The 1169-nt window shown below is 57.7% G+C and carries 1 protein-coding gene and 1 pseudogene; both read right to left on the bottom strand.

Annotation, left to right across the window (positions count from 1 at the left end):
* Positions 1-66: 66 nt before the first annotated feature.
* Positions 67-885, bottom strand: a complete 819-nt coding sequence (gene pheA / locus BP822_RS09360) for a prephenate dehydratase (protein ID WP_286878185.1) — start codon at positions 883-885, stop codon at positions 67-69.
* Positions 882-1169, bottom strand: a pseudogene (locus tag BP822_RS09355) (3-hydroxy-3-methylglutaryl-CoA reductase); the annotation flags it as partial. The pseudogene BP822_RS09355 and the gene pheA, both read right to left, overlap by 4 nt.

Genomic DNA, 1169 nt, shown 5'->3' with positions numbered 1-1169 from the left:
GATCATGGGCTCTTTGTGGTTTATTCCCGTATATACCACTAGGGCTGCAATTTTGAACTATCCTAATCAGCTGTCCCGGGGATAGGACCCCAGAACCTTGACCATTCCCGCTTTTTCCCTAATTTTTTCCAGGGCGTCCAAAACCACGCTGTTATCCTGATGCCCTTCCAGGTCGATATAGAAGTAGTAGTCTCCCAGACCTCGACGGCTGGGCCTGGACTCGATTCTGGTCAGGTTTATGCTGCGTTGGGCGAACTCCTGCAATATGGAATAAAGTGCCCCCGGCCTGTCCTTAGCCAGATGGATGATGAGCGAGGTTTTGTCCTTGCCCGTGGCCCCGGGGATCTGCCGCCCTGCTACTATGAATCGGGTGACGTTTTCCCTCACGTCCTGGACATCTCTGGCCAGGACGCGCAGGCCATATCTTTTTGCTGCGCCTGCGTCGGCAATTGCCGCCATCTCCCCAAATTCCTGGGCCAGGCGGGCGGCATGGCTGGTCGATCCCGTGGTCCTGGTCTCCGCTCCTGGATAGTGCTCCCTTATGAACTGGCGGCACTGAGCCAGAGCCTGGGGGTGTGAGAGGATGATTTTTATCTCACCCTCCCCCTGGCCTACCAGGCAGTGCCTTACGGGAACGTTAACCTCCCCCACGATCACCACATTCAAGCGCAGAAGAAGATCATTGACCACCGTCACCGCACCCTCCAGGCTGTTCTCCAAAGGGACGATTCCATAGTCCAGCTCGCCTTCTTCCACCGCCTGCAAGACTCCATCAAAGTCCTTGAAGTAGACCAGGACTGTGGAGGGCATGCCCTCTGACCAGATTAAGGCCGCCTTCTCAGAGTAGGTCCCCTCAGGGCCGAGGACTCCGATCCTAGTCTTCAAACTCCCTCCTGCCCACGATCCTCCAGCTCCCGTATCAGCTCAGCCGCCCGGTCCACATTGATCCTCCGCTCCGCAGCCATGCGGGCAGCAACCAGCTCGATGAGGTCGCACTTCGCTCCCGCCTGGACGGCCACATTGCGGGCATGCAAAGACATATGCCCCCTCTGAATTCCCTCTGAGGCCAGGGCCCTGAGGGCGGCAAAGTTCTGGCAGAGGCCCACCGCAGCGATTTTGCGGGAGAGGTCATCTGCGCTTTTCACCGCAAGGATCTTCACTGCAGTCTT

Origin of the sequence: Methanosaeta sp. UBA458 (assembly GCF_002496085.1) — an archaeon.
Taxonomy (GTDB): Archaea; Halobacteriota; Methanosarcinia; order Methanotrichales; family Methanotrichaceae; genus Methanothrix; species Methanothrix soehngenii.
This window is presented reverse-complemented; position numbering and strand designations above follow the sequence as displayed.